The sequence below is a fragment of the Alteraurantiacibacter buctensis genome, from assembly GCF_009827655.1.
Lineage (GTDB): Bacteria > Pseudomonadota > Alphaproteobacteria > Sphingomonadales > Sphingomonadaceae > Alteraurantiacibacter > Alteraurantiacibacter buctensis.
In genome coordinates, this window is the sequence record NZ_WTYV01000003.1 from 238,915 (window position 1) to 262,906 (window position 23,992).

The 23,992-nt window shown below is 66.1% G+C and carries 24 protein-coding genes; 16 read left to right on the forward strand and 8 right to left on the reverse strand.

Going from position 1 to position 23,992, the window contains the following annotated elements:
• The first annotated feature begins 57 nt into the window (after window positions 1–57).
• Genes GRI99_RS09970 through GRI99_RS09980 form a run of 3 tightly spaced genes read left to right on the forward strand, consistent with a single transcriptional unit; the run spans window position 58 to window position 3,107 of the window.
• On the forward strand, window positions 58–630 hold the full coding sequence (locus GRI99_RS09970; RefSeq protein WP_160771893.1) for a hypothetical protein: 573 nt from the start codon (window positions 58–60) through the stop codon (window positions 628–630).
• Window positions 630–1,172 (forward strand): hypothetical protein, encoded by a 543-nt coding sequence (locus tag GRI99_RS09975; RefSeq protein ID WP_160771894.1) that lies wholly within the window; start codon window positions 630–632, stop codon window positions 1,170–1,172. Before GRI99_RS09970 ends, GRI99_RS09975 begins: the two co-directional genes overlap by 1 nt.
• 54 nt (window positions 1,173–1,226) lie before the next feature.
• The gene (locus tag GRI99_RS09980; RefSeq protein WP_337192898.1) at window positions 1,227–3,107 is read left to right on the forward strand and encodes a sensor histidine kinase; all 1,881 of its coding nucleotides are present in this window, start codon (window positions 1,227–1,229) and stop codon (window positions 3,105–3,107) included.
• Between the two features lie 74 nt (window positions 3,108–3,181).
• Here the strand turns inward: GRI99_RS09980 and GRI99_RS09985 are convergent, their stop codons facing one another.
• The 3 genes from GRI99_RS09985 to GRI99_RS09995 are packed head-to-tail and all read right to left on the reverse strand — an operon-like array spanning window position 3,182 to window position 5,377.
• Window positions 3,182–4,189 carry a LacI family DNA-binding transcriptional regulator gene (locus tag GRI99_RS09985; RefSeq protein ID WP_160771896.1) on the reverse strand — a complete coding sequence of 336 codons (1,008 nt, stop codon included), beginning with the start codon at window positions 4,187–4,189 and terminating at the stop codon, window positions 3,182–3,184.
• Window positions 4,190–4,203: 14 nt separating this feature from the next.
• A complete protein-coding gene (locus GRI99_RS09990; protein ID WP_160771897.1) occupies window positions 4,204–5,010 on the reverse strand; it encodes a hypothetical protein in 807 nt (268 codons plus the stop codon).
• A complete protein-coding gene (locus GRI99_RS09995) occupies window positions 5,003–5,377 on the reverse strand; it encodes a DUF6152 family protein (protein WP_160771898.1) in 375 nt (124 codons plus the stop codon). The genes GRI99_RS09990 and GRI99_RS09995 overlap by 8 nt, the downstream gene beginning before the upstream one ends.
• A 98-nt stretch (window positions 5,378–5,475) precedes the next feature.
• Between GRI99_RS09995 and GRI99_RS10000 the strand changes: the two genes are divergently transcribed.
• Both GRI99_RS10000 and GRI99_RS10005 read left to right on the forward strand, forming a co-directional pair.
• Window positions 5,476–5,892 (forward strand): DUF6152 family protein, encoded by a 417-nt coding sequence (locus tag GRI99_RS10000; RefSeq protein ID WP_160771899.1) that lies wholly within the window; start codon window positions 5,476–5,478, stop codon window positions 5,890–5,892.
• Window positions 5,889–6,647 (forward strand): hypothetical protein, encoded by a 759-nt coding sequence (locus GRI99_RS10005; RefSeq protein WP_160771900.1) that lies wholly within the window; start codon window positions 5,889–5,891, stop codon window positions 6,645–6,647. The genes GRI99_RS10000 and GRI99_RS10005 overlap by 4 nt, the downstream gene beginning before the upstream one ends.
• Here GRI99_RS10005 and GRI99_RS10010 read toward each other — a convergent pair.
• Together GRI99_RS10010 and GRI99_RS10015 are read right to left on the reverse strand one after the other, a co-directional pair.
• The gene (locus GRI99_RS10010; protein ID WP_160771901.1) at window positions 6,644–6,979 is read right to left on the reverse strand and encodes a c-type cytochrome; all 336 of its coding nucleotides are present in this window, start codon (window positions 6,977–6,979) and stop codon (window positions 6,644–6,646) included. The genes GRI99_RS10005 and GRI99_RS10010 overlap by 4 nt on opposite strands.
• Window positions 6,976–8,541, reverse strand: coding sequence for an FAD-binding oxidoreductase (locus tag GRI99_RS10015; RefSeq protein ID WP_160771902.1), 1,566 nt, complete (start codon window positions 8,539–8,541; stop codon window positions 6,976–6,978). Before GRI99_RS10015 ends, GRI99_RS10010 begins: the two co-directional genes overlap by 4 nt.
• A gap of 151 nt (window positions 8,542–8,692) precedes the next feature.
• Here GRI99_RS10015 and GRI99_RS10020 point away from each other — a divergent pair, with 151 nt between their 5' ends.
• From GRI99_RS10020 to GRI99_RS10055, 8 genes are read left to right on the forward strand one after another with little or no spacing between them, the layout of a single operon-like run.
• Complete coding sequence (locus GRI99_RS10020; RefSeq protein WP_160771903.1) at window positions 8,693–10,159, forward strand: carotenoid oxygenase family protein; 1,467 nt, start codon at window positions 8,693–8,695, stop codon at window positions 10,157–10,159.
• The gene (locus tag GRI99_RS10025) at window positions 10,156–11,697 is read left to right on the forward strand and encodes an FAD-binding oxidoreductase (RefSeq protein WP_160771904.1); all 1,542 of its coding nucleotides are present in this window, start codon (window positions 10,156–10,158) and stop codon (window positions 11,695–11,697) included. Before GRI99_RS10020 ends, GRI99_RS10025 begins: the two co-directional genes overlap by 4 nt.
• Window positions 11,694–12,026: a c-type cytochrome gene (locus tag GRI99_RS10030; protein WP_160771905.1), complete on the forward strand. Its 333-nt coding sequence runs from the start codon at window positions 11,694–11,696 to the stop codon at window positions 12,024–12,026. The genes GRI99_RS10025 and GRI99_RS10030 overlap by 4 nt, the downstream gene beginning before the upstream one ends.
• A complete protein-coding gene (locus GRI99_RS10035) occupies window positions 12,023–12,412 on the forward strand; it encodes a hypothetical protein (protein WP_160771906.1) in 390 nt (129 codons plus the stop codon). The genes GRI99_RS10030 and GRI99_RS10035 overlap by 4 nt, the downstream gene beginning before the upstream one ends.
• Window positions 12,409–12,582: a hypothetical protein gene (locus tag GRI99_RS10040; protein WP_237438264.1), complete on the forward strand. Its 174-nt coding sequence runs from the start codon at window positions 12,409–12,411 to the stop codon at window positions 12,580–12,582. Before GRI99_RS10035 ends, GRI99_RS10040 begins: the two co-directional genes overlap by 4 nt.
• Window positions 12,579–13,700, forward strand: a complete 1,122-nt coding sequence (locus GRI99_RS10045) for a CapA family protein (protein WP_160771908.1) — start codon at window positions 12,579–12,581, stop codon at window positions 13,698–13,700. The genes GRI99_RS10040 and GRI99_RS10045 overlap by 4 nt, the downstream gene beginning before the upstream one ends.
• A complete protein-coding gene (locus GRI99_RS10050; protein WP_160771909.1) occupies window positions 13,697–14,716 on the forward strand; it encodes a hypothetical protein in 1,020 nt (339 codons plus the stop codon). The genes GRI99_RS10045 and GRI99_RS10050 overlap by 4 nt, the downstream gene beginning before the upstream one ends.
• Window positions 14,713–16,086, forward strand: a complete 1,374-nt coding sequence (locus tag GRI99_RS10055) for an MmgE/PrpD family protein (protein ID WP_160771910.1) — start codon at window positions 14,713–14,715, stop codon at window positions 16,084–16,086. The genes GRI99_RS10050 and GRI99_RS10055 overlap by 4 nt, the downstream gene beginning before the upstream one ends.
• Window positions 16,087–16,126: 40 nt before the next feature.
• Here GRI99_RS10055 and GRI99_RS10060 read toward each other — a convergent pair whose 3' ends face one another.
• Genes GRI99_RS10060 through GRI99_RS10070 form a run of 3 tightly spaced genes read right to left on the reverse strand, consistent with a single transcriptional unit; the run spans window position 16,127 to window position 20,870 of the window.
• Window positions 16,127–18,322 carry a TonB-dependent receptor gene (locus tag GRI99_RS10060; RefSeq protein WP_160771911.1) on the reverse strand — a complete coding sequence of 732 codons (2,196 nt, stop codon included), beginning with the start codon at window positions 18,320–18,322 and terminating at the stop codon, window positions 16,127–16,129.
• A gap of 29 nt (window positions 18,323–18,351) precedes the next feature.
• A complete protein-coding gene (locus GRI99_RS10065; RefSeq protein ID WP_160771912.1) occupies window positions 18,352–19,557 on the reverse strand; it encodes a Bcr/CflA family efflux MFS transporter in 1,206 nt (401 codons plus the stop codon).
• Window positions 19,554–20,870, reverse strand: coding sequence for an MFS transporter (locus GRI99_RS10070; RefSeq protein WP_160771913.1), 1,317 nt, complete (start codon window positions 20,868–20,870; stop codon window positions 19,554–19,556). Before GRI99_RS10070 ends, GRI99_RS10065 begins: the two co-directional genes overlap by 4 nt.
• Before the next feature lie 72 nt (window positions 20,871–20,942).
• On the opposite strand from GRI99_RS10070, the gene GRI99_RS10075 reads away from it, so the two are divergent.
• The 3 genes from GRI99_RS10075 (at window position 20,943) to GRI99_RS10085 (ending at window position 23,830) form a co-directional block, all read left to right on the forward strand.
• Window positions 20,943–22,127, forward strand: a complete 1,185-nt coding sequence (locus tag GRI99_RS10075) for a cytochrome P450 (RefSeq protein ID WP_160771914.1) — start codon at window positions 20,943–20,945, stop codon at window positions 22,125–22,127.
• Between the two features lie 18 nt (window positions 22,128–22,145).
• On the forward strand, window positions 22,146–23,144 hold the full coding sequence (locus GRI99_RS10080) for a LacI family DNA-binding transcriptional regulator (RefSeq protein WP_160771915.1): 999 nt from the start codon (window positions 22,146–22,148) through the stop codon (window positions 23,142–23,144).
• 65 nt (window positions 23,145–23,209) lie between these two features.
• Entirely contained in the window at window positions 23,210–23,830 is a 621-nt protein-coding gene (locus GRI99_RS10085; protein ID WP_160771916.1) for a LuxR C-terminal-related transcriptional regulator, read from the forward strand.
• Window positions 23,831–23,992: the final 162 nt, after the last annotated feature.

Here is a 23,992-nt window from a genome sequence, read left to right on the forward strand (position 1 = left end):
CGATGCGGGGGTAATGCCTGGGCATTCGTAATTGTCCATGCCGAGGGAGATAAGCCCATGAATTCTGCCGCACGCCCGTGGATTGCCCTGTTCTTCAAGTGCGCCGCCGCGCTGGCGCTGATCTTCGCCTTCGTTTTCTTCATGCGGATGCAGGAAGAGCAATCTGTAGTGGACCGCTATCGCGCCGAAGGCACGGTAAGCCGGGCGATCATCACTGACAAGCAGGTGGATACCGTCCGCTACGAGGGGCGCCGGGGCCGCTCGCGCACAGAGGAATGGCGCATGCTGTGGATCCGCTTCGATCCCGATTCCACGGTGAAGTATGCCGATTACCCCGCAAGCGTCAGCGAAGCGCAACTGCCGGGGCCGGACGCGCTGAGCGGCGATCCGGTGGCCGATAACCAGGGAGTCGAGATCATAACAGTGCCGCCCGCGGTCTATGATGCGGCGCAAGTGGGCGATTCCCTGGTGGTGGTCGACACGTTCTACAGCAGCGATGGCCCACTGTTCCATGCAGAAATCCGCGACTTCGACCCGGCCAGCTTCTATCCCGGCATCGGCATCTCGCTGGCGCTGATGGTGGTGCTGGGCCTGATCGGCTGGCGCATCGGCCGGCGCAGGGCCGCCTGATGGGCAAGCGGGGCAAGCCGGGCGAACTGGCGCTCGTCTGCGGCGTGGGCCTGTTTTTCGTCGGGCCGGTGGTGCTGGCGATCCTGTCAGAACAGGATGGGCATCTGGACGAGCTGCAAAGGCAGGGTGTGGTGGCCGAGGCAGTGGTGACCGGACACCAGCAGGAGGTCGAGAATTACACCCAGCGCGGCAAGCCGCGGATGCGCACCAACTACTACCTTTCGCTGTCCTATGATCTGAATGCCGGCACGCCCTATGCCGAGTGGCAGGCTCTCCGGGAACTGGCGCCATCTGCTTACCCAGCCATGGCGACCACTCGCATCGATGTGGGCGAGACCCGGCAGGAGGAACACCCGGTCGCCTCCCGCGTACCGGTGGTGTTTGTGCCGGGGCAGGGCGATGGACCCATGCTGGCCGGAGACCTGCAACAGCGCACTTCGTGGACATACCACCTGTGGCATTACCTTGCCGCTGCGGCCTGCATGGTATTGGGGATGGCGCTGACCATCTCCGGCTGGCGCAAGTGGCGCCAGTCAGGTTAGGGCAGGTTATCGGGGGGATCGATGCAGGGCTGGCCCGCATACGCGAAATCGGCGGTGGTGCTGCTGGCTGTGATCGCCGGCTTCCTGGCCGCGCTGACTGCCTGCGAAGTAGCCATTCGTCCCGCTGGCATGGCCGCGCGCCAGGCGGTGACCTTCCTGCCGGTGACGCAGGCCGGTCTGATCGACCGTACGGCACCAGTGCAGCAGGCACCCTATTCGCAAGAGCCTGTTTATCGCGCCAGTGCGGACGTGGCCGGCCCGCATGTCGCCTTCCAGATACCGTTCTACCTCGCGACGCCCAAGGAAGAGCTGGCCTTCTTCATCGGTGCTACGCCGGGCCTGCAGGAAATCCGCCTGAACGACCGCGTGCTGCAGCCCAATGTGCCGCGCGATACGCTGCGCGGGGCCACCGATGGCAGGGCGTTCTTTTACATGCTGCCGCCTGCGCTGCTGCAACCGGGCGCGAACCACATCGAGGTGCTGGTGGAGACCCAGAGTGGCCTGCTTGCCCTGGCGCCCTTCCATATTGGCCCAGCCACCGAAGCCGCGCGCGCCGCCGAGATGGCGGCACTGATCAGCACCTATGTGCCGGTGATGGCAATCTCGTTCCTGGTCTTTGCCACCCTGCTGTGCCTGGTCACCAACTGGCCGCCGCAGGACCGGCAGCGGATCCGCAGCCTGATGCTGCTGCTGGCGATCTGGGCCCTGCGCACCTGGTTCATCAGCTTTCCCACCCCGGTGGAACTGCCCTTTCTGGTGACGAGCTTCATCTATTATGCGCTGGAAGTGTCGCTGATCTTTGCCCTGGCCCGCAACCTGCTGGCGGGCGAGGCGGCGCTGGAAGACTGGCGCAAGGGGCTGGGCTGGCTGTGGCTGGCGATTATTTGCTATCTTGTGGCCGTGACCCTGGCGGGTTTCGTGGTGGGGCCGGCAGTGCGCGAATGGTTCAAGGCGCTGGCCTGGGCCAATTCGTTGCTGCTGGCCGTGCTGGCGGTGATCGGGCTGAGTCTGCTGGCCTGGGGCGTGGCCACCAGGCGTGACGGACGCTGGCTTGAACGGCTGGCGCTGATGGTTTGCCTGCTGGCCCTGTCTATCGATGCGCTGGACAGCATCCTGGCGGTGTCCATCCCGCTGGGCAAGGGTGTGCCGCTAACCTTCTATGCCGCCGCACCGGTGGGCTTGCTGCTGGGCCTGGGCGTGATCGCCTCCATTGCGCGCGAGGCCAGCGAGGCGCGCCGCACCGTGGTCCAATCGAACCAGATCCTGGCCGGCCGGCTGGCGGAGCAGGATGCCGAACTGGCGCGCAGCTATGACGCGCAAAAGCAGATGCTCCAGCGCCATACGATGCTGGAGGAACGCCAGCGCATTGTGCGCGACATGCACGATGGCATTGGCGGACAATTGCTTGGCCTGTTGATGCAGGTCCGCAGCGGCGGTGCCGATGCGCCGGTGGTGGAACAGGGCCTGCAGGCGAGCATAGCCGACCTGCGGTTGATCGTCGATTCTATGGATTCGGCGGAAGGTGGCCTGGCTGAAACGCTGCGCAGCTTCGAGCACCGGGCCCGGCCCCAGGTGGAGGCGGCGGGAATGGCCTTTTCGGTGGAACACGGGCTGCCCGATGACCAGCCCGGCCCCGGCCCGCGCCCCGCCTTGCAGATCCTGCGCGTGCTGCAGGAAGCGCTGACAAATGCCCTGCGCCATTCGGGCGGCACCAGGATCAGCCTTGCCAGCGCAGTCGCCCCGGAGGGGGCCGTGACCATTACCCTGGCTGACAACGGGCGGGGCTTGCCCGCAGAGGTGAAGGGCGGGCGCGGGCTTGCCAGCATGCAGAACCGCGCCGCCGCAGTGGGCGGAACCCTGGCCATCGCCAGCTCGGACGGAGGCACGGTGCTGTCCCTGACCATCCCCGATCCTGCGACGAGCCCGCCGGCCTGACACGGGGTTTTGGCGGCCAGGTTGTGCCAAATGTGGTGCGCCGCTTGACTGAGCTGGGCCGGAGCCCTCAGCCTTTAGGCGCTTCCCCGGGGGACAATGGTGAAACCGCAGTTGATGCGCCGCTCGGGTAGGTCCTCGCCCTGTCCGCGCAGCGTCAGTACGTCCAGCACGCGGTCGGCAATGTCGGTCCCGTCGATTCGCACCGTGGTGAGCTGCGGCTCGGCGCTGGGCATGGCCATGTCGCCAAAGCCGATCACCGCCACGTCCTGCGGTACGCGCAGCCCCCCGGCCTGCAGTTGGCGGACCAGCTCGTAGGCCAGCAGGTCCGAGGCGACCACTATCAGGTCGGGCCGCTCGGCTGCGCTACCGATGGCCGCCATCACTTCGCCCGCGTGGTCATAGACCAGCGGAATGGCGACGGTCTGCTCGGTAACCACCGCACCGCCATTTTGCGCCCAGCGTTCGGCGAAGGCATCGCTGCGGATCTGTCCGCGCGGTGATTGCGCGGTGACCAAGTGCGGCCGCCGATAGCCCTGCCGGGCGGCATAGTCGGCCAGGGCAAAGCCCACCTCGCGGTGCGAGAAACCGATCGCCACGTCCAGCGGCTCGCGCGGCAGGCCCCAGATCTCGATTACGGTGGTATCGAACCGGGCCAGCAGATCACGCAGATCGGGCGGAATCTGGTTGGTGAAGATGATCGCCTCGGCCTGCATTCCCAGCGCCGCCATGGTGATGCTGTGCAGCCGTTCCGGATCGAGGTGGGTGATGCCCAGCAGCGGCACCACCCCGGCGGCGGAGAGGCGCATGACAAGCTGCTCCACCGTCTTGTCGATGATCGAGTTGACGATGCCGGGCACCACAACGGCTACCACCTTGCTGGACCGGCTGGCCAGCGATCCGGCAAAGATGTTGGGAATGTAGCCCAAGCTGGCGATCGCGCCCCGCACCCGTTCAGCCGTGGCCGGGGCCAGGGTGGCGCTGCCATTGAGGAAGCGCGAGACAGTGGCAGTGGAAACGCCTGCTGCGCGGGCGACATCGACAATGGTTGCCCGCACCGTGGCCTGCCGTTCTGCCCCGCTCATGTCTGCCCGCGCTCCTATTCGGACGGCGCCGCTACCACGCCGCCAGCGCGCTGCCCATCCGCGCCGGGGGCGTCGCGGTTGTTTTCCAGGCAGGTGTATTCGCGGATGCGCCATTCGGGCCGCTTGGAATAGACGAAGCGCCGCTCGATCGGGGCCGTCAGCGCCAGGGGATCGGTGATTGTCATGTCCATCACCATGGTATCGCCGTCGATAAAGCGGAAGCGCTCGGTCAGCCGCATTTCCTCGGAGTGCGGCACCTGCCCGCCCAGTTCGGTCAGGGTGTTGAAGCCCACGGTGCTGACCACCAGCGTATCGCCCTCCCAATAGCCGATGGAATCGCCGTTGTAGCTGGGGTCCAACTCGTCGAACGGCAGGTGTTCGCTGCGATCGAGGAAAATGCGGCGGACCTGGCTTTCGGTTTCGAAGATGATTGTGATGCGGCCCGGCGTGTGCAGGATTTCGAAGGGGTAGGGGTAACCCATAAGCCGGACCGTGCCCGGCCACGAACAGGGCTCAACGCCTTCCTCCCACCGGGCACGCTGGGCCAGCATCTGCTGGCGCACCACGTGGTATTCCTCGGTAAGCGGTGGAGGCGGAGGCGGTGGAGGTGGCGGGGCATTGGGATCGAGCCGGCGCAGTCCTTCGCGCTTCAGCCGCTCGTCCAGCGAGTTGTCGTTCATCCACACGCCGCTGAAATCGCGCGGGTTCTCCGGCACGGTGCCGTCAGGTTCCTCGCCCTGCACGGCAAGGGCCGGGGCGGGCAGGGTGGTTGGCGCCAGCAGCGCGATGGCAAGCGCCAGCGGGAGGATTCGCTTAGCCATGATAGTAGTACACGCTGCCATCTTCCTTGTGCACTTCCACGAACGTGCCGCCCGGCTGGCCGTTGCGCAGCGGGTAGAGCAGTATCCGCACCTTGTCGCCCGGTTGCAGGGCGGTGCGCCGCCAGCCGTTGCGCGAGAGGATATTGGGGCTGCCACCCTCCAGGCTCCACACCACCGCGCGCCCGTTCTGCTGCACGCTGACCTGGATGAAGGTGTGCGGGTTGGTCCACTGGAATTCCGCCACCGTGCCCTCAATCCAGCGTTCGTTCTGCTGGTCGAACATGGCGAAGCTGTGGTGGGCGTGGCTGCTGGCCGGCACGATCGCCAGGGCGGCAAGGGCGGCCGCCAGTTTGAGGGTGGCTGTCATCTGTCCTGCTCCCATGCGGCAAACCGGCAGGCTTGACGCTGTTCTTGTGATGTATACGCTTACATCCGATGGGAAGGTTGTAAAGCGGGGAAAGATAGATGGGGGACGGGATTTTCAGGCTGGTCGGCGGGACGCTGGCGCTGCTGGCGATGATGGCCGTGCCGTCCGCCGCCCATCACAGCTTTGCCATGTTCGATGGCGAGCGGGAGATCGAGCTGGCCGGGACGGTGCGCGAATTCCAGTGGGCCAACCCGCACACCTGGGTGCAGCTTGATGTGACCGCTAATGGTCGCAGCACCATGTGGAGCATCGAAGGCCGCAGTCCCAACGTGTTGGCGCGGCGCGGCTGGAACCGCCTGACCCTGCGCCCGGGTGACCGGGTGACCTTGACCGTCCACCCCCTGAAGGACGGACGGCCCGGCGGTGCGATCATCAGCGTGCGCTTTGCCGATGGCCGCGTGCTCAATGCCGATACGCCCACAGCGGTCGACACCAACGAGGAGGGGCCGCGGTGAGGGGCCGGACACTGCTTGCCGCGCTGTTGCTGGTGACCGGCGGCGTCATCCTGCCCGCGCACCCGCGCGCCCAGGAAGCCGTGGCGCGTGATCCGGTGGATTTCTCGGGTCTGTGGGTCATCTCCAACCGCTCGCAGAACGGCAACCTAGACGAGAACCTGCAGCCGATGCAGCCTGAGGACTACCTCACCCCCGCCGCGCTGGCAGCCACGCGAGAGGTGCGCCCCGCGCTGGATCCCAGCGTGCTGTGCCTGCCCGGCCTGCCGCGCCATTTCTCTGGCCCCTACCCGATCGAGATCGTCCAGCGGCCGGGGCGGGTGGCGATGCTGTTCGAATGGGATACGGTGTTCCGCCTGGTCTATACCGACGGGCGCGATCATCCCGATCCGCTGGATGACACCCGCTTCTTCGGCCACGCCACGGCACACTGGGAAGGGCAGACGCTGGTGGTCGACACCACCAACTTCAACGGCAAGACCTGGCTGATGGGCAACGGCATCCCCATCAGCACTGAAGCGCGGATGACCGAGCGGATCAGCCTGGAGGAGGATGCCCGCACGCTGGTAATTGCCGTGAAGTTCGAAGACCCGGTGAACCTCACCCGCCCGGTCCATCGCCGCCATGTCTACAACCGGCGCGATGACTGGGCGATCCGCGAATACATCTGTGCCGAGGCCAACCGCGACAACGTTTTCAGCAACCAGGCCGGCGGTATGGGCTCCCTGACCGCCGAGGATGTGCTTCCCGCCGATTAGTCCGCGTTGCGGGTGGCCAGCCAGCGGGCGAGGGCGTCGAGCTCTGCGTCGCTGATCTCGGTCGGAGTGAACTGCGGCATCGAGCCGATCCCGCGCCGCACGGCGTGGCGCACCAGAATTTCGGGCAACACTTCGCGCTCCAGCAATTCAGCCTGGTCCGGCGGAGTGCGCCGCGCCAGCGAGCGCGTACCCCAGCCGCGCGCGTCGTGGCAGAACACGCAGCGCTGGGCGAAGATATCTTCTCCGGTGCGCGAAGGCGGTGCCTCTTGCGCGCCAGCCGCAAGGGTCGACAAGGCGAGCGCGCCGACTGCAAGTGTGATGGTCAGTTTCATGCCCGCGCACTCCCGATGCCCTGTTTGCCGGGGGCAAGGATGTTGTTGGGATCAAGGCAGGCTTTCAGCCGCTCGTTCAGCGCAGGCAGCGCGCCCTGGCCGTCCTGGGCATTCCAGGTGTGCATCGCCTCGGCATCGTCCATGAAGGTGATGTGGCTGCGGTAAAGCCCTACGCCCATTGCCGAAACTTCCCTGCAAAGGGTGCGGAACAGGCGCTGGCAGGCGGCGGTCATCTCCGGATCGTCGCGCTTGTACAGCATATCCGCCACGAAGATCAGCGCCCGCCCGCCCATGCCGAACATGCCGACCCAGGGGTCCAGGCCGTGTTCGAGGAAGCGCCGCTCGATCAGCTCGTAAACCTGTGTCACCCGGCTACCCACGGCAGCCACCACAGGCCCGAAATCGCTGTGTCCCCCGGGCGATCCGCGCCAATCGACGATGCCGAAGGGAGCGAGCGACACATCCTGCCGCATCCACGCCTGTTGCGGCTCGCCCTTCACCCAGCGGGTGTGCTCGATGCTGGCTTGCGGGAAATGGGCGGCGAAGTGCCGGTTGATCTTGTCGATCCGCAGGTCAATCCCGCCGGGCACGTGGTCGAACACGTTGAAGATCACGTTCCACCAGCCGCGCCCGCGCTCGGCCAGGCGGCGGGTGACCACCTCCTCCGGGATCGCGCCTTCGCCCTGCCACAGGTCGCTGCGCTGCGCGCCGCCTGTGCTCTGCCGCCAGGCGTTGGCGATGGTGTACGTGGCGTTGATTGTATCATCCAGCCGCAGCGGGCGCAGGGTATCGACCAGCCGCGCCAGATCGCCCTTGGCGGGCACGCTGATGGTGAAGCCGGCCATGCCTTCGGGCTGCGGCATAAGCCACAGGCCCAGCTTGGTCACCACGGCAAAGTTCGACTGGGTGAACACGCCGTCCCAGTTGGGGCCGAAGGGCCACTTGAACGCCTGCCATTCCTGGCTGCCTTCGATGGCACCGAAGCCGGTGCGCACCAGCGTACCATCGGCCAGCATCACCTCCATCCCGCAGATCGTTTCCGCATGGATGCCATAGGGTGTGTAGCCCACGCCGTGTTCCAGCGCGTTGCCCATCACGCTGCCCCAGCTATGCGCTGCGCCGCTCATCCACAGGTTCGATTGCCGCCGGTCCAGCTCCGCCTTGAAGTCGAAATAACTGACGCCCGGTTCGACCACGGCATAGCCCAGGTCCTCGTTGATCTCGACGATGCGGTTCATCCGCTTGAGATCGAGCACCACGGTGCCCCGCAGGGCCGGGGCGGCGGTGCCATAGGCCAGGTTCTTGCCCATCGATACCGGCCACACGGGCACCTTGTGGGCATTGGCTGCCGCAAGCACCTGCGCTAGTTGATCGGTGTTTGCCGGGGCAACCGCAGCCGCTGTGGCATGGGCATCGGGATCACCGATCGAGAAGGGATCGAGGTAGCTCGCCCGGTCTGCCTCGCTGGTAAAAACCCATTGCGGCCCCACCGCGGCGCGGAATGCCTCCAGCGCCGCATCCAACGCGGCTTGCGATGTGCCGGGGGGCAGGGGAGCGCTCATGTAGATGGTCCTGCAGGTGCCACGGCCAAAATTGACGACATATTCTCTCCCGGCCTTGCAAGCGTTTTCATATCGTGTTGATAATCTGGCCGTGCCTGTCAAGATGGCGGGGGATCGCAGGTCCGTAAAGGACCAAGGGCGAGAGGATGCAATGACGCTAAGCTACGATAATCACCCGGCCCTGCGCGGGGCCATGGAACCCGCGCGGTTCGCCTCAGAGGTGTACGACTGCCTTGTGGAAGGAACGATTCCGGCGGGCCTCAACGGTTCGTTCTTCCGCGTGGGTGCAGAGTGGTTCTACCCGCCCAAGTTCCCTGACGATTCGCCCTTTGCCGCCGATGGCATCGCCTCGCGTTTCCGCATTGCCGATGGTTCCTGCGACTTTTCCGCCCGCTATGTGGAAACGCCGCGCTACCTGGCCAACAAGGCGGCGCGGCGGCAGCTCTTCGGATACTATCGCAACCCCTTTACCGATGAGCCGGAGGCGGAAGGCGTTCACGGCACGGTGGCCAACACCAACATCATCGTGTTCGCCGGCAAGCTGATGGCGCTGAAGGAAGATGCGCTGCCTTATGTGGTCGATCCCGATACCTTGCGCACCGAAGGCACGAACGATTTCGGCGGTGACTACAAGGCCCCCACTTTCACCGCGCATCCCAAGGTGGATGGGCAGAGCGGCGAAATGGTCACCTATGGCTACGAGGCCGAGGGACTGGCCAGCAATGCCATCTGGATTTACACGATCGCACCTGACGGCACGGTGACAAGCGAGCGCAAGATCGCCGCGCCCTATCTGTCGATGGTCCACGATATCGCCATTTCGCAGAACTACATCCTGATCCCGGTCTACGGCATGGTTTCCAGCATGGAGCGCCTGCGGGAAGGCAAGGTCCACTGGGTCTGGGATGATACCGTGCCCAGCTATATCGGCGTGATGCCGCGGCGCGGCGACGGCGAGGTGGTGTGGATTGCCGGGCCGGAGATGGCCATGGTCCACACTTTCTCGGCGACGGACGAGGGCGGGGTGATCACCCTGCACGCGGCAGTCAGCGACTCGAACCCGTTCCCGTTCTTCCCGGACGTTCACGGCAAACCGTTCAACGGTGCGAAAGCGCGCACCACGGTGCGCAAGTATGTGATCGATCTCTCCCGCCCGCAGGATGGCTGGCAGGAGGAAGTGCTTTTCCCCGAATACGCCGGTGCCCTGTCGCGCATTGATGACCGGTTCCAGGGCCATCCGTTCCGCTACGGTTTCCTCAGCGCCTCGCACCCCTCGCTGGCATACGACGCGCAGGTGATGGGCCCGCGTGCGCCCAGCAATGGCATCTGCCGGTTCGATTTCCAGACCGGGCAGGTGGACACGATGCATGCCGGCCCGACCGTGGCCCTGTCCGAAGTGGTCTTCGCCCCGCGCTCGCCGGATGCGCCCGAGGGCGATGGCTGGGTGCTGGCCTTCGCCACCGACTATGCCGACATGAAATCGCAGGTGATTATCGGCGACACGGCCAACTTGGCGGCCGGCCCCGTGGCGCGGATCAAGCTGCCGTTCCGCGCGCCGGGGCAGATCCACGGTAACTGGGTGCCGCAATGGATGATGCCGGGAGAAGGACAGGCATGATCCCGATCCCGCCCGAGACGCTGGCCCGCGCGCTGGCCGAATTTGCCCGCATTGTCGGCGCAGACAATGTCTGGTCCGGCGATACCGCGCGCACGTCTTACGCCGATGCCATGGCCCCGCGCGATCCCGCCAGCTATGCGCCCGATGCCGCCGTCGCTCCCGCCAGCACCGATGAGGTGCAGGCGATCGTCCGAGTGGCGGCAGAGCTGGGCGTGCCGCTGTGGCCGATCAGCCGGGGCAAGAACTTCGGCTATGGCGGGGCCGCGCCGCATATCCCCAATGTGGTGATGCTGGACATGGTCCGCATGAACCGCATCCTCGAATGCAATGTCGAGATGGGCTATGTGGTTGTGGAGCCGGGGGTCAGCTTCGATGACCTCTACCACTACCTGGTGGACAACGACATTCCGCTGTGGATGTCCGCCCCTGCGCACACCTGGGGCAGCGTGCTGGGCAACGCGCTGGAGCGCGGTGTTGGCTATACCCCGTATGGCGAGCATGCCTCCAAGGTCTGCGGCATGGAAGTGGTGACCGCCGATGGCAGCCTCCTGCGCACCGGCATGGGGGCGATGGCAGGCAGCCAGACCTGGCATGGCTTCCCTTATGGCTATGGCCCCTCGTGGGACCCGGCCTTCATGCAGAGCAACTTCGGCGTGGTCACCCGCATGGGCCTGTGGCTGATGCCGCGCCCGGCGCAGACGCTGAACCTGGCGATGAAGCTGGACCGGGTGGAGGACCTGTCGCCCGCCATCGATGTGCTGCGGCCCCTGAAGCTGGATGGAACGGTCCAAGCCAACCCCTCGCTGGGCAACGTCATCCGATCGCTGGCGACGCGCGGCCCGCGGTCGGCGCTGTGGCAGGGGAGCGGGCCGATGCCGGCGGACGTGCTCGATGCCGCGCGCCAACAGGCCGGGGTGGGGCACTGGAACTTCGGCATCCGCCTGTTCGGCGATCCGGACGTCAACGCCATCAACGCCCGCAAGGTCCGCGCGGCCTTTGCCGGCAAGGTGCAGGCTGAGTTCGAGGAGAGCGAGTGGACCGGCGGCGACCTGCGCGGATCGGGCCATCCGACCCCTACGCTGGCCGCGCTGGGCGTAGTCGACTGGCTGGGCGGGCCTGGAGGACACTTGACCTTCTCGCCCGTCTCGGCCTTCTCCGGCGCCGAAGCGTGGAAGCAGTACACGCTGGTGCGCGGGATGTATGAGGAGGCGGGCTTCGACTACTACGGCGGCTTCACCGCCGGCCAGCGTTACCTCAACCACATCACCATGATCCTGTTCAACCGCAACGATCAGGACATGTGCGACCGCGCCAACAGCCTGTTCACCCGCCTGATCGAGGTGGGGGCGCAGAACGGCTGGGGTGAATACCGCACCCACACCCTGTTCTATGACGAGGTGGCCCGCAGCTATGATTACAACAACGGGGCCATGCGCCGCTGGAACGAAAGGGTGAAGGACGCTGTGGACCCGCAGGGCATCATCGCGCCAGGCAAGATGGGCATCTGGCCGCGCCGCTATCGGGAGGCCGGGGAATGAGGGCGCTGGTCTCCCTTGGACTGGCGGCCAGCCTGGCGCTGGGTGCCGCCGCCGTGGCGCAGGATGCGCCCGTTCCGGAGCCTTCCGACGAGGCGCTGTTCGTGGAGAAATGCGGCTTGTGTCACCTTGAGGGCGGTTTCGGCACCCGTGTGCTGTCGCGCCGTGTGCCTGAAGGGCAGGCACTGCTGCAGGATCGAGAGGTCCTGCCTGCCGCTTTCACCACCATGGTGGTCCGCCGGGGAATCGGCTCGATGCCGCAGATCCGTGCGGCGGAACTGGGCGATGCGCAACTGGCGGCCATCGCCCGCTATCTGGAGGCAGGACAATGATCGGCATGACCCGGCGCGGCGTGATGAAGGGCGGGGCGGGGGTGCTGGCCGTGTCCGCGATGACTCCCGGCGCGGTGCTGGCGGCTGGCGGAGACATGGCGCTGTTCGTGTTCGATGCGCGGCTGCCGCTTTCGCAGACGGCTGCGCAGGACATGGCAGCATCGGGGGTGAACCTGCTCGACCCGCGCACCAGTGACCTGGGAGTGGCTTGGCGCAGGCAGATCCCCGCCGCCCTGGCCGCTGGCGGGGCGGTTTCCGGGCTGACCTTGTGGAGCGACTGCCTGATCAGCCAGATCTTCGCCCGCGAACAGGGGCTGCCGTTTTCCTATGCCGAGTTGCCACAGGATGCCGAGGGTCTGCCGCTCTATCACTGGAGGGCAGGGTGAGGTTGTCACGCCGCGCATTCCTGGTCGGCGGTTCGCTGGCCGCCATGCCCTGCCTGCCGCTCGGCGCGGCCACTCCCGTGGATCAACCCAAGGTCGTGGGTGAGCTGTGGGGCATGCCCTATCTCGCCCCTGGCGCGCTGGGTAACCTGCCGGCGGGTTCGCGCACGTGACCCACGTTTTTCTCGCCACCGGCGACCTGGCGATGGACCGCGCCGATTATGACGAGAGCTTCGTCGCCACGCGGGACGTGCTGCGCGCGGCAGACGTGACTTTCGGTCAGCTCGAGACCTCCTTTGCCAGCAAAGGCGTGCGCCTGCCGCAGGCCCGCCATGCGGTGCTGGCGCGGCCAGATGGCGCGGCCGCGCTGGGCCGGGCCGGGTTCAACGTCATCTCGATGGCTGGCAACCACTGCATGGACTGGGGGGCAGAGGCTTTTCACGAAACCCGCGCCAACCTCAAGGCGGCAGGGATCAGCGTGGTGGGGGCCGGCGCCAATATCGCCGAGGCGCGCGAGCCCGCGCTGTTCACGCTGGGCGACGGCACCAGGCTGGCGGTCCTGTCCTATTCCAGCATCCTGCCACATTCCTACTGGGCGGACGAGCGCCGGCCCGGCTGCGTGCCGATGCGGGCGCATACGGTTTACGAGCAGATCGAGCATGACCAGCCCGGCACGCCGGCGCGCGTCCACACCTATCCCCACCGCCAGGACCTGGACGCCATGCAGGCCGATATCCGCGCGGCGAAGGAGCAGGCCGACGTGGTCGTTGTCTCGCAGCACTGGGGCATTCACTTCGTGCGCGCCGTGATCGCGGACTATGAGCATGACGTGGCCCGCGCCGCGATCGAGGCTGGGGCCGATGCGGTGATCGGTGGCCATCCGCACATCATCAAGGGTTGCCAGGTGATCCACGGCAAGCCTGTGTTCCATTGCCTGTGCAACTTCGCCACCGACCTGGCGATGGATGAGGCGCACGCCAAGTCGAAGAGCTGGAACGAAATCCGCGTGCTGGCCGAAGAGTGGGAGCCCGATTTCGAGGGGCTCTACAACTTCCCCAAGGCCAGCCGGCTGGCGCTGGTGGCACGGCTGGAAATCGCCGGGGGCAAGCTGCTGAAGGCGGGCGTCATGCCGCTATACATCGGCCGGGATGCCGTGCCGCACTTTGCTCCGCAGGGCAGCGCCGAGCATCAGGCTGTGATCGATTACCTGGCTGCCGTGACGCAGGAGGCTGGCCTTAACGGGCGGTACCGGCAGGGTGCGGACATGGTCGAACTGAAAGGCGTGGCATGACCGGGCCGGGCAAGGGGTGGAATCTCAGCCTTGAAAGCTGGGTGGGCATCTATCTGCTGCTGTACCTGCCCAATGTGATGATCACCCGCTTCATCACCACCAATCCGCACCCCGATCTGGGCCGCCCGCTGACCGGTCTGGAGACGCTGCCCGCATCGCTGATCATCAGCACGGTGCTGACTTATATCTTCATCTGGGCATCGGGCTGGCACCGCGATGCCAACGGCGTGCAGATGGGCAGGTATCGCGTGCCGGTGCCAACTAGGTTCACCCTGCTGTCAAGTGTGGGCACGGCACTGGTGCTGTTCACGGTGCCGCTCAGCTTCACCATTCCGGATGTGTCGATTCCCTTCATGCAGCTGCTGATGCGGGGCGACATTCTGGTGATAGCGCCGCTGCTGGACATCGCGTTCGGTCGCCGCGTGCGCTGGTGGAGCTGGCTGGCGCTGGTGATGGTGCTGGGGGCGCTGGCCCTGACCCTGCTTGACCGGGGCGGGTTCAAGCTGCCTCCCTTGGCCATCCTGGTGGTGGTGCTCTACACCTTCGGCTATTTCCTGCGCCTGGCGGTGATGAACCGCATTTCCAAGAACGGCGATCCGGCGACCGTGCGACGCTATTTCGTGGAGGAGAAGGTGGTGGCCCTGCCGCTGGCGGTGGTGATCCTGGCGCTCATCTCCGCCTCGGGCATCGGCGGCCAGTCGAACGAGCTGCGCTGGGGTTTCATCGACGTGTGGACCGATCCGGTGATCTGGGAAATCTTCCTCATCGGCAGCACGCTGACGCTGATCTCGATCGCCGCGATCATCATCCTGCTTGACCCGCACGAGAACGCCTATTGCGTGCCGCTGGAGCGCGCGGCCAGCCTGCTGGCGGGCGTGGCCGGATCGGTGCTGCTGGCCTGGTTCTGGGATGGCGAGATGCCGCGCAGTGCCGAGCTGTGGGGCGCGGCCATCCTGATCGGGGCGATCGTTCTGCTTTCGCTCGCCCCGCGGCTGTCGCGCGGCAAGGACCGGTGAGGGGGCTTTCGGACGCGATCTGCCGCCAGGTGGCAGAGTTCAGGGCGGCTGCGCTGCCGCCCGCAGCGGCGGAGGCCGCCAAGCTGGCGCTGCTGGATGCCACGGGCGTGATGCTGGCCGCCAGCGGCCTGTCACCAGAAGTGCAACCGTTCGTGTCACTGGCCAAGGCCGGGGGGAGTGGACCTTGTGGCGTGCTGGGCACCGGCATTTCAGCGACCGCTCCGATGGCGGCGTTGGCCAACGGGGCGATGGCCCATGCGCTCGATTTCGAGGATGCCTTTGATCGCTCTCCCGGGCACCCCAACGCCAGCCTGGTTCCGGCGCTGATCGCACTGGCCCACGCTGAAGGACCAGTTGATGGAATTCGGTACCTGACCGCGCTGGCGCTGGGTGGTGACCTGTCGTGCCGCCTGGGCCTGGCGCTGCGACAGGAGATGGAGCAGGGCGGCTGGTATCCACCGCCGATCCTGGCCGGCCTGGGCGCGGCCGTGGGGGCGGCAAAGCTGCTGGGGCTGGATGCCACCGCCACGCGCGATGCGCTGTCGCTGATGCTGTGCCAGTCGGTCATGCCCGGCGAGATCAAGCATAGCCAGGGCACCGTGATCCGCGCCGTGCGCGAAGGGTTTCCGGCGCAGGGAGCGGTCATCTCGGCCCTGCTGGCGCGCGAGGGCGTGGCTGGTTTCGAGGAGCCCCTGGAAGGATGCAGCGGGTTCTATGCGTTGTATGCTGGCGGCAAGTTTGCGCCGGAAGACCTCCTGGAAGGGCTGGGTGAGCGGTTCCACATCACCGAGCTGACCTTCAAGCCCTGGCCATCGTGCCGGGGCACCCATGCCTTCATCGAGCTGGCGCTGGAGTTGGCGGCGCGCCACGGCTTTGGCCCACGCGATGTGCTGGCCATCGAGGCAGGGATCGACCGGGTCCAGCAGATGCTGGTGGAGCCGCTTGCCCGCAAGCAGGCTCCGGCCACTGTGATCGATGCCAAGTTCTCCATCCCCTTCTGCATTGCCGTTGCGATCGGGCAGGGAGGCGTCGATCTCGACAGCTTCAGCGCCAGTGCGCTGCGCGATCCTGCGCTGTTGGACCTGTCTGGCAAGGTTTCCGCGATAATGGATGACAACCTAGGTTGGCAGCGCGGCACCGGCGGGCGGTTGGCCATTACCCTGGCAGACGGACGTCGCCTGGAAGCGAGCTGCACGACTGCGCTCGGCAGCCCGGAGAAGCCGCTGGGTTCCGAGCGGCTGATAGCCAAGTTTGTCGATTGTGCGGGGCGCGCGGCGAGGCCGCTGGCCGAGGACAAGGCGCGCGCACTGGCAGACCGCATCCTCGATCTGGAGAACTGCGCCGACGTAGGCGCGCTCCTGCGGGCTTAAGCGGGAAGGGGGCTTCCTTGCGAAAGCCCCCTCCAAACGGTCAGTCGCCGAATTCGACCTTCAGGCGCAGGCCATAGGTGCGCGGCGCACCATAGATGATGCCGCCATCGGCGCTGGAGCTGTTCTGGATCTGCGAGGCGATATAGACCTCGTCGGTCAGGTTGTTGGCAAAGGCTTCCAGCTTGTAGCGGTCACCGATGTCGAAGGTGATGCGCGCATCCAGCAGGTCACGCCCCGGCACGATGGTGTTCACCGAGACGAAAGGGGTGGCAAGCTGGCCGGAGAGGTGCGACCACTGCACGCGCGGGGTCACGTCCACGCTGCCCAGCGCGAAAGTGTACTGCATGCCGGCATTGATCGTCCATTCGGGCGAGAACGGCAGCACCGCACCCTTGGGCACGAAGCGCAGGTTGGTGGGACAGCCCACGTCCGTGCCGGGCGAGTTGGTGTCCGAGATGCAGGCTCCGTTGGAGAATTCTGCATCAAGATAGCCAAGGCCGCCATTGGCCTGGAAGCCGCCGAACTGCACCGTGGCTTCCAGCTCCGCACCCCAGCTTTCACCGGCCAGGGCATTCTGCGTCACCGGCAGGCCGCCGACCAGGCTGGCGAGCTGGATGTCCTGGTAGTCCGACATGAACACCGCACCATTCAGGCGCAGGTGCCGATCAAGCAGTTCCGTCTTGAAGCCGGCTTCGTAGACCTTGTTGGTTTCCGGCAGGAACGGCGCGGTATCAGGCGTCAGGTTGACGCCGCCTGCCTTGTAGCCCTTGGAAGCCGAGACATAGAGCAGGCCATTGTTGGCCAGATGATAGTTGAGGCCGATCTTGCCGGTCCACTCGCTGCTGGAAAAATCGCTGGTATAGGGCAGGACGAAGGTCTGCCCCGGACCGCGCGGAACGGCGAAGCGGGTGTAGACCTGCTTGTCCCAGCTGTGCCGCGCACCTGCCAGCACTTCCAGGCTGTCGGTCAGGAAGTAATTCACCTGGCCGAAGACCGATTGCGACGTGTTGATCGCGCGCGCGATGATGTCGCTGCTGGACGAGACGAAGTTGCGCGTGTTGCGGTTGTCGCGCAGCAGGGTGACGGGCACGTTCTCGTCCATCACGAAGGCGCCGAACACCCACTGGAACGGACCCTCGTCCAGCGACAGCAGGTTGAATTCTGCCGTGAAGGTCTCGAATACCGTGTCGCCCACGCTCACGCGGCCGGGGAAGTTGCGCGTGTTGGTGCCGTTGGTGGGCAGATTGGCGGGCACGCCAACTGCGGTGGCGGTGCGATCGCCATCGGTCTGGTCGTGGGTATAGCCGTCCTGGAACGAGACCAGCATGCGGCTGCCGACGTTCGGGGTCACTTCGTATTCCAGCTCGGCCGAGACGCGATAGCCGGCCTGGTTGAGGAACGAGAGCGCATCCTCCTGGATCACGAACGGATCGGTGCTGACGGTATCGCCGCGCCGCTTTACCGCGTTGTTGTCGCTGCGCATGTTGAAGTATTCGCCGCGCAGGTTCAGCGTCAGGTTGCCTTCGGGCGACTGGGCGCGCGCGGTGACACGCACGGCATCCAGTTCCATGTTGCCCGGCTGGCTCTGCGCGTTGGGGGCGATGTTGGTGGTAAAACTGTCGCGCTCGTCGTGCACATAGGCGATGCGCACGGCGGCATTTTCCACGCCCAGGTTGGCGGTCAGCACAGCGCGGTAGCGGTCAAAATTGCCGACCGTGAAATCCCCGCCAAAGCTGAATGATTCGAATTCCGGCGCCGGGGTGCGCACGTAGATCGCGCCGCCGGTTGAATTCTGGCCGGTCAGCGTGCCCTGCGGACCGCGCAGCACCTCGATGGTGCCGATGTCGTAGAAGCTGTGGCCGATGAACTGTTCGTGCGGGATCAGCTGACCATCGATGTAATATGCGACGCCCGGATTGGACGTGGGGGCGGACTGGGCGATGCCCACGCCGCGGATGTTGATGTAGGTCGAGCGGTTGAAAGTGTTGATCGCCACCGACGGCGCAACCTGCTGCACATCGTTCAGGTTGACGACGCCGCGCTGCTGCAACTGTTCGCCGGTCAGCACGGTAGCGGCGATCGGCACGTCCTGCAGGTTCTGCTCGCGCCGTTCTGCGGTAACTACGATCTGGTCCAGGCCGCCGGTCTCGCCGGCCGCATCGCTCTGGGCCAGGGCGGGCATCGAAACGCCGGCCAGCAGCATGGCCAGGCCGGTCTTGTAAATCATGCGGTTCATAAGAGTCCTCCACTCCCGGAATGCCCGCATCAATAGGTCCACGTGCGCGTTATGCAAGCCCTTGCACGGGCTCCCGCCCGGTGTGACACAATTGCCGCACTTGCCGCAACGAGCCCGGCAATGGTCAGGCCGATGCCCAGCTTCACCTCGTCTAAGGGTGCGAAATGGCTGAAAAGCCATGAACTGAGCGCGCTGACCAGCATCTGGAAAGCGCCGGCGATAGACGTGGCCGTGCCGGCAATGCCGGGCTGTGCACCGGTAATGCGGGCAAATCCCGCTGGCCCGCTGATCCCCGCGCCAAGGCCCAGGATCATCGTCGGACACAGGAAGCCGACGAGGCTGGTGACGCCAGAAAGGGCCGCCAGCATCAAGGCAATGCCGCCGGCGGCCGTCAGCGCCGAGCCGGTCATCAGCGCCCGCCCGCGCCGGTCGAGCGGGGCGACGAGGAAGGTGCCGCCAATGCTGGTTGTAGCCACGGCCATCAGGCACAGGCCCACATCGCGGGCTGACAGGCCGAAATCGCGCGACAGCAGGAAGGGCGCGCTGGAAAGGTAGATGTACAGCGCAGAACTGCCTGCGGCCACGGTGACGCAAAGGGCTAGGAAACGCCGGTTGCGAACCAGTTGAACGAGGCTCCGGCGCAGCGTCCAGCGGCTGTGCTGCTCCAACTCCACAGGGTGGCGGGGCAGGGTGGCCAGCACGAGCAACGAACAGGCAACTCCGCCTGCGGCCAGCATGGCGAACAGCATCCGCCAGCCGGTCCAGTCGGTCAGCAGTCCGCCGACTACCGGGGCCACAGCGGGGGAAATCAGCACCACGGCCATCAGCGTTGCCTGCCGGGCGCTGGCTTCCTCGGGCGGGAACAGGTCGCGGACCAGCACACGCGCTCCGACGATGCCGGCCGCGCCGCCGACCGCCTGAACCAGTCGCGCCGCCAGCAGCACCGGCAGGCTGGCGGCAACGGCAGCCAGGGCCGACCCGCAGCAATAGATCGCCAGACCCGCCAGCAGCACCGGCCGCCGCCCATAGCGATCGGACAGCGGCCCGGTGAGCAATTGCCCCAGGCCAAGGCCGATCAGGAACAGGCTGACCACAAGTTGCGTATCGCTCGGCCCGGAAGCCAGGTCGCGCGAGATGGCCGGCAGGGCGGGGACCAGCAATTGCGTGGCCAGCGAACCCAGGGAAGCAATGGCCGCCAGCAGCAGGATCGTCCCGCGGCCGGCCTTCAGCGTCATGCAGTGGCGTCCAGTTGCCGCAACTGGCGGCGGGCGACCAGGCACAGCGTGGCGCAGACCGTGGCGATGCCCAGCAGCAGCAAGGTCGGCGGCAGGAACGACCCGCTCTGGTCGCGCAGCCATCCCATGGCAGCGGGGACGGTCGCGCCCGCGAAGCTGCCAACCATGTTGATCATCACCACCCCCATCGCCAATGCCTGCGGCGGCAACAGCTTGGTTGGTATGGCCCAGAAGGCCGCCACCGTGCAACCGGTACAGGCTCCGCCAATGATCAGCATGGCAAGGCCCGGCAGACCCGGACCCACCAGGTAGGCCACCACCAGGCCGATGCCGCCGGCAAGCGCGGGAATGGCCACGTGCAGCACCCGCTCGCCGGTCTTGTCCGAGTGGCGGGCGTTTAGCACCAGGCCGATGGCGGTGGCGAAATTGGGCAGGGCCACCACCAGTCCGGTCTGCGTGGGCGTGAGGCCGGCCATGCCGCTGACGATCTGGGGCAGCCAGAAGATGATGCCGTAATTGCTGGCCAGGATGCAGAACCAGATCGCCGCGCAGGTCCAGCCCACGGGGCTTTTCAAGGCGTCCCAGCGTCCCTCGCGCGATTGCTGGGCCTTCGGATCGGCAGCGCCACGGGTGTTGGCGGCCAGCCAGGTGCGCTGGTCTGGCGAGAGCCAGCGGGCCTCAGTCGGCCGATCAACGAAATAGAGCAGGGCAAACAGCGCCAGGCCCAGCGCGGGCAGCCCTTCCACCAGGAACATGAAGCGCCACGAACTCATGCCCAGCGGCTGATCAAGGTCAAGCAGCACGCCCGACAGGGGGGCGCCGATCACCTGGGCGACCGAGATCGACATGATCGGGATGGCCAGGATCGTCGCCCGCCACCGCTCGGTGGCCCAGTGGCTGAGGTAGATCATCAGGCCGGACGAAAGGCCCCCTTCCGCAAAACCGATCAGCACGCGCAGGGCATAAAGGTGCCAATCGGTCTGGATCGCGGCCATCGCGCAGGCGGCCAGGCCCCAGACGAAGCTGATCAGCGCCAGCCACTTGCGCAAGCCCAGCGCCTCGTAAACCAGCACGCTGGGATACTTGGCCAGAACGTAGCCGACAAACAGCACACCGGCACCAAAGCCATACTGGCTGGAACTGAGACCCAGCTCGGCGTTCATGTGCAGGGCGGCAAACCCGACATTGGTGCGGTCGATCGCGCCCACCAGGATATACAGCGCACAAGGCAACACCAGCCGCCACAGCACGCGGCCGCCGACAATCTGTTCCATATCCTTCGCGGAACCTGCGGCGGTGCCGGTGGCTGTCATACCCTCTCCCTTGGTCTGTCGGGGAATGATAGCGCTTGCATGTATTCCCGTCGAGCCATATGCCGCAGCATCATGGCAACGCGAACCATCGATTTCCAGCCCGATCCGGTCGAGACGTTCGACAGCGCGTGGGAGCAGTTCGCAAGTCTGCGCAGCCGCTGCCCGGTGGCCCACACCGATGCGATGGGCAGCTTCTGGGCGCTGACCCGGTATGAGGACGTGAAGCGCGCGGCCAGCGATCCGGCCACTTTCGTCACATCCGTGCAGAACGTGGTGCCCAAGGTGGCCTTTACCGGTCGGCGGCCGCCGCTGCATCTCGATCCGCCGGAACACACCCCCTACCGCCGCACCCTGACACCCTTGCTATCGGCCGAGCGTTCCGAGGCACTGGCCGGCTATGCGCGCGATTGCGCGGACCGGCTGCTGCGCCCGCTGGTGGAGCGGGGCGGGGGCGACATCTGCGGCGAGGTGGCCAGTTACCTGCCGGTTCAGGTGTTCGGCGAATGGATGAACGTGCCGGAGAACTGGGTGGACCGGCTGCACGATTCCGGACGCGCTTTCATCCTTGCGGTAAACCTGAACGATCCCGAGGCCATGAAGCGCACCAGCCTGACGCTGTACGACATGGCGCGCGAGCTGATCGCCCTGCGGCAGGAACACCCGCTGGACCCGGCGACCGATATCACCACAGCGCTCCTCGCCAACCGCGACCGGGGCGAGCCGCTGGACCCGGAACTGATCGTGGGCATGGTCCGCCAGGTCCTGGTGGTGGGGATCGTGGCCCCCACGGTGACCACGGGCAGCATTGCCGTGCACCTCTCGCGCGATCGCGCCCTGCAGGATTTCCTGCGCGCCAACCCTCAGCGGATCGGTGCCGCGGTGGAGGAATTCCTGCGGCTCTATACGCCTTATCGCGGCTTTGCCCGCACGGCGGTTCACCCGGTGGAATTCGGCGATGTAACCATCCCGGAGCGCGAGGCGATTGCGCTGGTCTATGCCTCGGCCAACCGCGACGAGACGGTGTTTCCCAATGGCTCCAGCTTCGAGCTGGACCGGCCCAACATTGCCGATCACCTGGCTTTCGGGCGCGGGCCGCACCATTGCCCCGGGCGGCACCTGGGGCGCATGGAACTGCGGGTCATGCTGCAGGCGCTGCTGGAAGCGACCCCGGGCGGGTTCGAGCTGGCGGGCGAGCCGGTGCCCGCGCGCTGGCCGGAAATCGGCGCGATCAGCGTGCCATTGCGCTTCCTGCCCTGATCGGCTTATCTGCGCCGGATGACCATGCCGGCGCGCAACCCCACTCTGGAAGACGTGGCCCAGCGTGCCCGTGTTTCTACCGCCACCGTCAGCCGCTTCGTCAACAATGCCGCCGTGGTCGCGCCTGACACGGCGGAGCGTATCCGCGAGGCGATTGCCGAGACGGGCTATATCCCCAACATGCTGGCGGGCGGCCTGGCTTCCTCCAAAAGCCGCATGGTCTCGGTGCTGATCCCGCACTTGAGCGATTCGATGTTCAACGACACGATCGAGGCGATGGTGGAGGACCTGTCCACCGCCGGCCTCAACGTGATGCTGGGGATCACCGGCGTATCCGCCGAGCGCACGGAACAACTGATCCGCGATGCCCTGAGCCGCCGGGTCGATGCGGTGATCTCGTCGGGCCCGCTCAATGCGGAAACCCGCGAACTGGTGCGGCGCAGCCCCGCGCTGTTCATCCAGATATGGGAACTTCCCGCCGATCCCATTGGCATTGCCGTAGGCTTTTCGCACGCCGCCGCCGGGCGCGATATTGCCCGCTTTGCCGTCTCGCGCGGATACCGAAGGCCCCATCTGGTAACTGCCGACGGGGCCCGGGCGATGGAACGGCGCGATGCCTTCCTGGCCGAGTGGCGCGAGATCGCCAGCGGCGAGCCCAGCCTGTCTACCGTCGACATCCCTTCGCGCTTTGGCCACGCTCGTCGTGCCTTTGCCGAGATGCGTCGCCTGCCGCAGATGCCCGATGTGGTGATCTGCGGATCGGATTACCTGGCAATGGGCCTGGTGATCGAGGCGCAATCGGCCGGGCTGCGCGTGCCCGATGATCTGGCAGTAATGGGCTTTGGCAACAGTGCGATTGCCGGGGAGATGCGCCCCACCATCACTACCGTAGATGTGGACGGGCGGCGCATCGCGCGCGAGGCGATTGCCGCCATCACCAGCCACCAGAAGGGCACCTTGCCAGATCAGCGCCTGATCGATGTGGGCTTCCGCATCATTGCCCGCGAAAGCGCCTGAATCATCGCGTATCAAGACAATTCAGCCTATGGTAAATGGCGCTGATAACACCTACACTTACTGGCATGGGACAAGTCCTCAATCTCGCAGCGGACGAACAGGTGGCCAACCTGATTGCCGCTTCGCCGATCGCTTCGGTGATCAGCGATCCGCGCCAGCCCGATAACCCCATCATCGCCTGCAACCAGGCCTTCCTGGACCTGACGGGATACGGAGTGGAAGAGGTGCTGGGCCGCAACTGTCGCTTCCTGGCCGGCCCGGCCACCGAACCCTGGCTGACCGACGTGATCCGGGAGGGAGTGCGCGACAGGAAATCGGTGCTGGTAGAGATCCTGAACTACAAGAAGGATGGCACCCCTTTCCGCAACGCGGTGCTGGTGGCCCCGATCTTCGACGAGCAGGACGAGCTGCAATACTTCGTCGGCTCGCAGGTGGAACTTGCAGAAGGGTCGCCCGGCCCGAGTGTTAACCGCCGGGCTCGTGCGTCCGAGCGGGTGAACCAGCTTTCGCCGCGCCAGCTTGAGGTTCTGCGGCTGGTGGCGGGTGGCCTGCGCAACAAGCAGATTGCCTGGGAACTGGGCCTGTCGGAGAAGACGGTGAAGATGCACCGCGGTATCGCGATGGAAAAGCTGGGCGTACAAAGCTCGGCCGACATGATCCGGCTGGCGGTGGAAGCGGGCATCTGAACCCCCGCCCTTGGTCGGCATGGGCCAAGGTCCATGTTTCCCCTTCCGGCGATGTGTTGCATCAGGACCATGCACCGCAGCCGGGCTGTGGCGGGACATACCTTCCCCCCTCAAAGGTCCCGCTGCCGACTTCCCACTCCACTCCACCGGCTGCGGTGTCCC

Coding starts and splice junctions, on each gene's coding strand:
- GRI99_RS10065 (WP_160771912.1), bottom strand. CDS start 19,557: ATGACGCTGAAGGCCGGCCGCGGGACGATCCTGCTGCTGGCGGCCATT.
- GRI99_RS09985 (WP_160771896.1), bottom strand. CDS start 4,189: ATGAGCGGGGCAGAACGGCAGGCCACGGTGCGGGCAACCATTGTCGAT.
- GRI99_RS10000 (WP_160771899.1), top strand. CDS start 5,476: ATGGGGGACGGGATTTTCAGGCTGGTCGGCGGGACGCTGGCGCTGCTG.
- GRI99_RS09990 (WP_160771897.1), bottom strand. CDS start 5,010: ATGGCTAAGCGAATCCTCCCGCTGGCGCTTGCCATCGCGCTGCTGGCG.
- GRI99_RS10070 (WP_160771913.1), bottom strand. CDS start 20,870: ATGACAGCCACCGGCACCGCCGCAGGTTCCGCGAAGGATATGGAACAG.
- GRI99_RS10085 (WP_160771916.1), top strand. CDS start 23,210: ATGGGACAAGTCCTCAATCTCGCAGCGGACGAACAGGTGGCCAACCTG.
- GRI99_RS10010 (WP_160771901.1), bottom strand. CDS start 6,979: ATGAAACTGACCATCACACTTGCAGTCGGCGCGCTCGCCTTGTCGACC.
- GRI99_RS10075 (WP_160771914.1), top strand. CDS start 20,943: ATGGCAACGCGAACCATCGATTTCCAGCCCGATCCGGTCGAGACGTTC.
- GRI99_RS10050 (WP_160771909.1), top strand. CDS start 13,697: ATGACCGGGCCGGGCAAGGGGTGGAATCTCAGCCTTGAAAGCTGGGTG.
- GRI99_RS10030 (WP_160771905.1), top strand. CDS start 11,694: ATGAGGGCGCTGGTCTCCCTTGGACTGGCGGCCAGCCTGGCGCTGGGT.
- GRI99_RS10020 (WP_160771903.1), top strand. CDS start 8,693: ATGACGCTAAGCTACGATAATCACCCGGCCCTGCGCGGGGCCATGGAA.
- GRI99_RS10060 (WP_160771911.1), bottom strand. CDS start 18,322: ATGAACCGCATGATTTACAAGACCGGCCTGGCCATGCTGCTGGCCGGC.
- GRI99_RS10025 (WP_160771904.1), top strand. CDS start 10,156: ATGATCCCGATCCCGCCCGAGACGCTGGCCCGCGCGCTGGCCGAATTT.
- GRI99_RS10015 (WP_160771902.1), bottom strand. CDS start 8,541: ATGAGCGCTCCCCTGCCCCCCGGCACATCGCAAGCCGCGTTGGATGCG.
- GRI99_RS09975 (WP_160771894.1), top strand. CDS start 630: ATGGGCAAGCGGGGCAAGCCGGGCGAACTGGCGCTCGTCTGCGGCGTG.
- GRI99_RS10080 (WP_160771915.1), top strand. CDS start 22,146: ATGACCATGCCGGCGCGCAACCCCACTCTGGAAGACGTGGCCCAGCGT.
- GRI99_RS09995 (WP_160771898.1), bottom strand. CDS start 5,377: ATGACAGCCACCCTCAAACTGGCGGCCGCCCTTGCCGCCCTGGCGATC.
- GRI99_RS10035 (WP_160771906.1), top strand. CDS start 12,023: ATGATCGGCATGACCCGGCGCGGCGTGATGAAGGGCGGGGCGGGGGTG.
- GRI99_RS09970 (WP_160771893.1), top strand. CDS start 58: ATGAATTCTGCCGCACGCCCGTGGATTGCCCTGTTCTTCAAGTGCGCC.